We start from the raw sequence: 7,331 nt of genomic DNA, 5'->3' as shown, positions 1-7,331 counted from the left end.
CCCGGCAGCCGCCCCCTCCCCCACACACCCACACCCCCGGCCGCACCCCCCGCCATCCAGCGCCGTCCCGGCCCCGGGGCGTCAGCGGAGGGCGCGGGGCGTGCCGCGCTGCCGCCGCTCGGCTTCACCTCCGTCCCCGTGGCGAAGCCGAACCGAACCGCCTCCGCACCGGCGTCCGCCGCCACTCCCGTCGGGCCCCCCATCCAGCGGCTCGCGGCGACCCGGCCCAAGCCGCCCGGCCCGTCCGTCCCTCCGGCCACGCCCACCGCACCCGCGGTCCAGCGCTCCGGTTCCGCCCGGCCGACCGAGATCCCCGAGTCCACCGGTTCCACCGATCCCGTCGGCAGCAGGAGCGCGGCGCCCGCACCCGTCCCCGGCACCCTTCCCGTACCCCGTGCCGCAACGGACGCGCCCGTGCAGCGTCTCGCCCGGCCCGGCTCAGCGGAGTCCGCCCGCCCGGCCGGTCCCGTGCCCGCACGGCATCGCTCCGCGCTCTCCGTCCCGCAGGTCAAGGCCCCCTCCGCCCCCGCACGGCCCGGCCTCGGCGCTCCCCTCCAACGCCGCACCACGCCTACGCCCGCACCCGTGCCTGTACCTGCTCCTGTACCCAGCTCCGTCCCCAAGAGCTCTCCGGGCGCGCTCGCGTCCCCACCCTCCGCCAAGCCCTCGACGCCGTCCCCCGCGTCTCCGCTGACCGCACCTGTACCTGCATCCGCACCCTGGCGATCCGCGCTGCCCGGGGCGCAGGGCGCCGTTCCCGTCCAACGCACCGCCTCACAGAGCCCGGTGAAGAGCCCCATGTCCATGCCCTCCATTCCCTCACCCGCCGCGCCCTCCTCCCCCCGCCCGGTACCGCTCCGCGCGCCCGCCGCCTTCACCCCTGCCCTTCCCGTCCCCGCCGCACCGCCCGTGCAGCGGGCGACCACTGCGGCCCCGTCCCCGACGGCCGCCCCCTCGGTGACCCGGCTGCACGCCCCCGCCGCCCCGGCGCTTCCCGCCTTGCCGGTTCCCGTCCAGCGCGCCGCGCCCACCGCACTCACGTCGTTCTGGAAAAAGCTCACCGGCTCGCCGGCGCAGTCCACTCCGGGACCGCCCCCGCCGTCCACCCCCGGGCCGCCTCCGTCATACACCCCGGGGCCGCCCCCACCTCCGTCCACCCCGGGACCGCCTCCCCCGCCGTACACTCCCGGGCCGCCCCCGCCGTACAGCCTCCACGACCCGCATCCCGGCGGAAGCGGGTCGCAGGCCGCGCAGTCCTTCGACCCGCGGACCCTGACCGACGCGCAGCTCGACGAACTGACGCATCGTCTGATCGGCCCGCTCACCCGCCTTCTGCGCACCGAACTGCGAATGGACCGGGAACGCATCGGCCGGCTCCGCGACCCCCGCACCTGACCCGCCCCTGACCCGCACCCGGCCTCGCGCCTGCCCACCGCCACCCACCGCCCGCCACCCGCCCCCGAAAGGACCTCCGATGCCCAGCCATCTCGACCCGGGATCCACCATCTTCTTCACCCTCACCATCGACGGGCAGAGCCTCGGCGCGTTCAACGGATGTGAGGGCCTGGCGTCGACGGTGGAGATCGAGCAGCACCAGGAGGGCGGCAACAACGGGTTCGTGTGGCAACTGCCGACCCGGGTCACCTTCTCCACCATCCGGCTGACCCGCCCGCTGACCCCGGAGACCTCGAAGGTCGCCGCCTGGATCTCCTCCGTGACCACCGGCGTCACCCGCCCCACCGCCCAGATCTCGGCGCTGCGCGCGGACGGTTCGGAGGTGGCGCGCTGGGGGCTGATCGACGTACTGCCGGTCAGCTGGCAGGGCCCCACCCTGAACCCCGAGAGCCCGGGCGTGGCCACGGAGGTCCTGGAGATCGCGCACCACGGATTCACGGACTGAGCGGGACCGGAGCCACGGACCGAGTGGACTCCACGGACGGACCGCCCCACACCACCGCGCACCGCACACCAAGCACCGCACACCGCACACCGCACACCAGCACCGAGGACGGAGACGAAGGACCATGGCAGCCAAGGGAGGCAAGGGCTCCAAGGGCGGCGCAGGCAAGAGCCTGGTGCGGGCCACGCTGGCCATCCACGAGCCCCCGATCGGCGACAGCACCACCCCGGGCGGTCTGATCAGGACCTTCGACTTCGACTTCAACCCGGCACAGCTGACCCTCACCCGCCGCGCCCAGTGGAAGAGCACGCCGTCCGCCGCCCTGCGCGACGGTCCGCTGCCCGAGTTCATGGGGTCCGAGGGCCGGAACCTGACGATGGAGATCTTCCTGGACTCCTCCGGCGACCCCGGCGACAACACCGTGCTGAAGAAGGTCGAGGCGTTGTTCTCCTGCTGCGAGGTGACCGGCAAGAGCATCGCGGCGGACCAGCCGTCCACGCCGTGGGTGGTGTTCGAGTGGGGGTCGTTCTCCACGGCGCGGTTCACCGCGTACATCAGCAGTGTGGGGGCGAACTACACGCTGTTCGGAACGACGGGCGTGCCGATCCGTGCGGCCTGCCAGGTGGAACTGAACGAGATCCCCAGCCAGACCAAGGGCCAGAACCCGACCTCGGGCGCGCTCACCGCGCGGCGCGTGCACCGGGTCGTGGCGGGCGACACGCTGCAGTCGCTGGCCTGGCGGGAGTACGGGGACGCCTCGGCCTGGCGCACGATCGCCGAGGCCAACGACATCGACGACCCGTCCCGGCTGCCCAACGGCACCGAACTGATCCTGCCGGCGGCCGGGGAGGTCGCGTTCTGATGGTCAAGCCCTCCTTCTCCAACATCGTCGACGTCACGTTCGACGGCAAGCCCGTGCCGCCCTACTTCGCCCCGCTGCTCGTCGGCGGCTGGGTCGACCTGGGCGCCGGCGTACCGGGTGCTTTCCGGGTCACGTTCCGGGACGCGCACGGGCTGGTGCTCGGCAAACTGGGCATCAAGTTCGGCACCGAGGTGGTGATCTCCCCCGTCGCCCACGGCAAGGGCGCCGGCGACCCGCTGCTGACCGGCGAGGTCACCGGCATGGAGACCGACTACGACGGCACCGGCACCTTCACCGTGATCCGCGGCTACGACCGCGGCCACCGCATGATGCGCCGCCGCCGGGTCGCCGCCTACCGCAACCAGACGGCGTCGGACATCGCCCGCACCCTGGCCGGCCAGGACGGTGTCGCCGTCGGCGAGGTGCAGTCGACCAGGACGGTCTACGAGTTCATCAGCCAGGCCAACGTCACCGACTGGGACTTCCTGTCCCGGCTCGCCGACGAGAACGAAATGGTGATGTCCCTCGACGCCAAGGGAAAGTTCCGGTTCGTCAGCCCGGACCCCGCCTCCGGCGCACCCCCCACCAGCACCCCGGGCGAGAAGAGCCCGTTCGTCCTCCAGGCCGGCACCGACGTGCTGCGCTGCCGGGCCGCGGTGACCTCCGCCGACCAGTACGGCCGCGTCGAGGCGCGCGGCTGGGACGTCGTCGCGAAGAAGGAACTGACCGCGACGGCACCCACCACCGCCAACCCCGGCATCTCCATCGGCACCACCCCCCAGAAGGCCGCCTCGGCGTTCGGGATCGTCACCCTCGTGGAGACGGAGAAGCCCTACGACCGGCAGAACGAGGTGAAGTTCGCCGCGGACTCCCTCGCCGCCGACGTGACCTCGTCCTTCGCCGAGCTGGAGGTCGTCGTGCGCGGCAACCCCAAGCTGCGCCCCGGCGTCCCCGTCACCCTCACCGACGTCGGCGCCCCCTTCGAGGGCAAGTACACGGTGACGTCCGCCCGGCACGTGTTCGGCGACGGCAAGCACTACGAGACCTGGATCACCGTCAGCGGCCGCCAGTGGCGCTCCCTGTTCGGACTCACCTCCGGCGGCGGAGGAACCGGCGCGGCCGCGCCCCGCCTGCCCGGTGTCGCCAACGCCCTGGTCACCGACGTACAGGACCCGCTCAAACAGGGCAGGGTCAAGCTGCAGTTCCCGTGGCTGGACGACACCTACGTCTCCGACTGGACCCGCACCGTGCAGCTGGGCGGCAAGCGCGGCGGCGGCATCTTCCCGCTCGACGTGGGCGACGAGGTGCTGGTGGCGTTCGACCGGGGCGCCCTCGACCACCCGTTCGTCGTCGGCGGGCTCTACAACGGCGTGGACAAGCCGTCCCCCGTGCGGGACGTGCCGCTGCACGACACCGTGAAGCGGCGGGCGATCCGGCACACCCTGTCCGACCGCGAGGCCAACCGCGTCGACCTGCTCAGCCAGACCACCGGCGCCCGCAAGCAGGGCGTCCGCGTGGCCTCCGGCGACGACAAGCTGATCATCAACCTGGACCGTACGAAGACGGAGATCACCGTCGACAGCAAAGGCACCGTCGTCATCAAGGGAAGCCGCTCGGTGTCCGTCGAAGCGGGCACCGACCTGACCCTGAACGGCAAACGCTCCGTGACCATCAAGAGCGGCGGCCCGCTCACCCTGCAGGGCCGCGGCGCGGTCAGTCTCAGCTCGTCCATCGGCGCCGTCACCGTCGACGCCAAGGGCACCCTCGCGCTGAAGGCGATGGGCACGGCCAGCCTGTCCGGGATGGCGAGCGTGCAGATCAACTCGGTGACCAACGTGAGCATCCGGGCCGCCACCGTCCCGATCATGGGCCTGCTCACCGCCAACGGAAAGCCGGTGATCTGATGGCCGAGCAGTTCGTCGGATCCGGCTGGGCGTTCCCCCTGCGCATCGGACCCACCGGGGGCATCGCACTGGTCAGCGGCGAGAAGGAGATCGAGGAGGCCATCCGGCTGGTGCTGGCCACCGCGCCCGGTGAGCGGCCGATGCGCCCGGAGTTCGGCTGCGCCATCCACGACCTGGTGTTCGCCCCCGTCAACGAGGCCACGGCCGGCCGCATCCAGCACGAGGTGCACGCCAGCCTCGACCGCTGGGAGCCGCGCGTCGAGGTCGAGGACGTGGAGGTCACCGCCGGCCCCGGCGAGGGCGTCCTGCACATCGACGTCCGCTACTCCGTCCGCGGCACCAACAACCCGCGCAGCCTCGTCTTCCCGTTCTACGTCATCCCCTCCCATGACGAGCCCGGCACGGCCGGTGCGGGCGAGTCGGGTCCCCTCCCCGAAAGCGACCGCTGATGGCCCTGCCCTCCCCCCACCTGGACGACCGCCGTTTCCAGCAGTTCGTCGACGACGCCAAGCGCTACATCCAGCAGCGCGCCCCGGAGTGGACCGACCACAACGTCTCCGACCCCGGAGTCACGCTGGTGGAGGCGGTCGCGCACATGGCGGACCAGATCGTGTACCGCCTCAACCGGGTGCCCGAGAAGAACCACCTGGCCTTCCTCGACCTCGTCGGCATCACCCTGTTCCCCCCGACGGCCGCCCGTACCGACGTCACGTTCTGGCTGTCCGCGCCGCAGGACGAACCGGTGGTACTGCCCGAGGGCACCGAGGCGGCCACCACCCGCACCGAGCGCGACGAGGCCGTGGTCTTCGCCACCGAACGCGAACTCACCGTCGTTCCCTCCTCGTTGCGCCGGCTCGCCGTGCAGAACCAGGGCGAGCCGGTCGCCGACCGCACCGACGACCTGACCGAGGGCAAGGACGTGCTCTGCTTCGCCGAGGCCCCCCGCCCCGGCGACTGCATGCTGTTCGGCCTGAGCGCCGCCGTCCCGCACTGCGCCGTCGCCCTGGAACTCGACAGCCGCGTCGACGGCGTCGGCGTCGACCCGCGCCAGCCCCCGCTGGTGTGGGAGGCGTGGACCGAGGACGGCTGGACGGAGTGCGAGGTCGACCGCGACGTCACCGGCGGCCTCAACCGGCCCGGCGAGGTCGTCCTGCACGTCCCCGGCGGACACGTGCTCTCCCGCAACGGCGGGCACGAGGGCGGCTGGCTGCGCTGCCGGGTCACCGAACCCCTCGCCGGCCAGCCCTTCTACACCACCTCCCCGTCCGTGCGCTCCGCCGAGGTGTACACCGTCGGCGGCACCACCGGCGTCGTGCACGCCGAAACCGTGCACGACGAGGCGCTCGGCGAGTCCACCGGCCTGCCCGGCCAGCGGCTGCGCCTCGCCCACGCCCCCGTCGTCGGCGACACCCCGCCCGTCCTGCTGCAGACCGCCGAGCACGACGGCTGGACCGACTGGGACGTCGTCGCCCACTTCGCCGCCTCCCGCCCGCACGACCGGCACATCACCCTGGACGCCGCGACCGGCGAGATCGCCTTCGGCCCCGCCGTACGCGAACCCGACGGCACCCTGCGCCAGTACGGCGCCGTCCCCCCGAAGGGCGCCGTCATCCGCGCCCGCCGCTACCGCACCGGCGGGGGCAGGGCCGGCAACGTCGCCCGCGGCGCCGTCCGCGTCCTGCGCCGCTCCGTGCCGTACGTCTCCGAGGTCGTCAACCGGGAGGCCGCGCGCGGCGGCGTCGACGGCGAGACCGTGGACGAGGCCAAGACCCGGGCACCCATCACCCTGCGCGCCCAGGAACGCGCGGTCACCCTGCGCGACTACGAGGAACTCGCCCGCCGCGCCGCCCCCGACACCGCCCGCATCACCTGCCTGGAGGGCGAGGAGAGCGAACACGGCGCGTACGCGGTACGGGTCCTGGTCGTCCCCCAGGCCGTGCCGGACCCCGGGGGGCGACTGCGCTTCGAACAGCTCGTCCCCGGCGACGCGCTGCTCTCCCGCATCACCCGCTACCTCGACGAACGCCGGCTGATCGGCACCCGGCTCGCCGTCGGCCCGCCCTTCTACCAGGGCGTCACCGTCGTCGCCACCGTGCACGCCTTCCGCGCCACCGACACCGACCGGGTCCGCCGCCAGGCCCACGACGCCCTCTACCGCCACCTCGACCCGCTCACCGGCGGCACCGACGGCACCGGCTGGCCCTTCGGCCGGCCCGTACAGGCCGGGGAGATCTTCGCGGTGCTCCAGCGGGTGCCCGGGGTGGAACTCGTCGACCAGGTCCTGCTGCACCCCGCCGACCCGATCACCGGCAAGCGCGGCGAGGCCACCGACCGGATCGACCTCTCCTCCCCCTCCCTGGTCTTCTCCTTCGACCACCGGGTCCGCGTGATCGGGGACGGCGCGTGAGGGGCTCCGTCGACGGGCTCGCCTCCTCCGCGCCGATCGGCACGATGCTGCCCGCGATCTTCGCCGACGACGATCTGGCGCAGCGCTTCGTCGCCGGGCTCGACGAGGTCCTCGCCCCCTTCCTGGTCGTCCTCGACAACCTGGACTCCTACTTCGACCCCGCGCTCGCCCCGGTCGACTTCACCCGCTGGCTGGCCGACTGGGTCGGCGCCGAGACCGACGGCATCGACACCGACGTCATCGGGACCGACGACGGCA

6 protein-coding genes and 2 pseudogenes are annotated in these 7,331 nt (G+C 73.1%); 7 read left to right on the top strand and 1 reads right to left on the bottom strand.

Annotated features, from left to right (window positions below):
• A pseudogene (locus ACFPZI_RS14060) lies at nucleotides 1-380 on the bottom strand (hypothetical protein); the annotation flags it as partial.
• Between the two features lie 418 nt (nucleotides 381-798).
• Here ACFPZI_RS14060 and ACFPZI_RS14055 point away from each other — a divergent pair.
• The 7 genes and pseudogenes from ACFPZI_RS14055 to ACFPZI_RS14025 all read left to right on the top strand — a co-directional run.
• Nucleotides 799-1,395: an extensin gene (locus tag ACFPZI_RS14055; RefSeq protein ID WP_381363010.1), complete on the top strand. Its 597-nt coding sequence runs from the start codon at nucleotides 799-801 to the stop codon at nucleotides 1,393-1,395.
• Nucleotides 1,396-1,474: 79 nt separating this feature from the next.
• Nucleotides 1,475-1,900 carry a phage tail protein gene (locus ACFPZI_RS14050; RefSeq protein WP_381363008.1) on the top strand — a complete coding sequence of 142 codons (426 nt, stop codon included), beginning with the start codon at nucleotides 1,475-1,477 and terminating at the stop codon, nucleotides 1,898-1,900.
• A gap of 124 nt (nucleotides 1,901-2,024) precedes the next feature.
• On the top strand, nucleotides 2,025-2,762 hold the full coding sequence (locus ACFPZI_RS14045; protein WP_381363007.1) for a CIS tube protein: 738 nt from the start codon (nucleotides 2,025-2,027) through the stop codon (nucleotides 2,760-2,762).
• A complete protein-coding gene (locus ACFPZI_RS14040; protein WP_381363005.1) occupies nucleotides 2,762-4,666 on the top strand; it encodes a VgrG-related protein in 1,905 nt (634 codons plus the stop codon). The genes ACFPZI_RS14045 and ACFPZI_RS14040 overlap by 1 nt, the downstream gene beginning before the upstream one ends.
• Nucleotides 4,666-5,115, top strand: a complete 450-nt coding sequence (locus tag ACFPZI_RS14035; protein WP_381363003.1) for a GPW/gp25 family protein — start codon at nucleotides 4,666-4,668, stop codon at nucleotides 5,113-5,115. Before ACFPZI_RS14040 ends, ACFPZI_RS14035 begins: the two co-directional genes overlap by 1 nt.
• Entirely contained in the window at nucleotides 5,115-7,073 is a 1,959-nt protein-coding gene (locus ACFPZI_RS14030) for a putative baseplate assembly protein (RefSeq protein WP_381363001.1), read from the top strand. The genes ACFPZI_RS14035 and ACFPZI_RS14030 overlap by 1 nt, the downstream gene beginning before the upstream one ends.
• A pseudogene (locus tag ACFPZI_RS14025) lies at nucleotides 7,070-7,331 on the top strand (phage tail protein); the annotation flags it as partial. The gene ACFPZI_RS14030 and the pseudogene ACFPZI_RS14025, both read left to right, overlap by 4 nt.

Source organism: Streptomyces chlorus, assembly GCF_042655885.1.
GTDB lineage: Bacteria > Actinomycetota > Actinomycetes > Streptomycetales > Streptomycetaceae > Streptomyces > Streptomyces chlorus.
This window is presented reverse-complemented; position numbering and strand designations above follow the sequence as displayed.

Coding starts and splice junctions, on each gene's coding strand:
- ACFPZI_RS14055 (WP_381363010.1), top strand. CDS start 799: ATGTCCATGCCCTCCATTCCCTCACCCGCCGCGCCCTCCTCCCCCCGC.
- ACFPZI_RS14050 (WP_381363008.1), top strand. CDS start 1,475: ATGCCCAGCCATCTCGACCCGGGATCCACCATCTTCTTCACCCTCACC.
- ACFPZI_RS14045 (WP_381363007.1), top strand. CDS start 2,025: ATGGCAGCCAAGGGAGGCAAGGGCTCCAAGGGCGGCGCAGGCAAGAGC.
- ACFPZI_RS14040 (WP_381363005.1), top strand. CDS start 2,762: ATGGTCAAGCCCTCCTTCTCCAACATCGTCGACGTCACGTTCGACGGC.
- ACFPZI_RS14035 (WP_381363003.1), top strand. CDS start 4,666: ATGGCCGAGCAGTTCGTCGGATCCGGCTGGGCGTTCCCCCTGCGCATC.
- ACFPZI_RS14030 (WP_381363001.1), top strand. CDS start 5,115: ATGGCCCTGCCCTCCCCCCACCTGGACGACCGCCGTTTCCAGCAGTTC.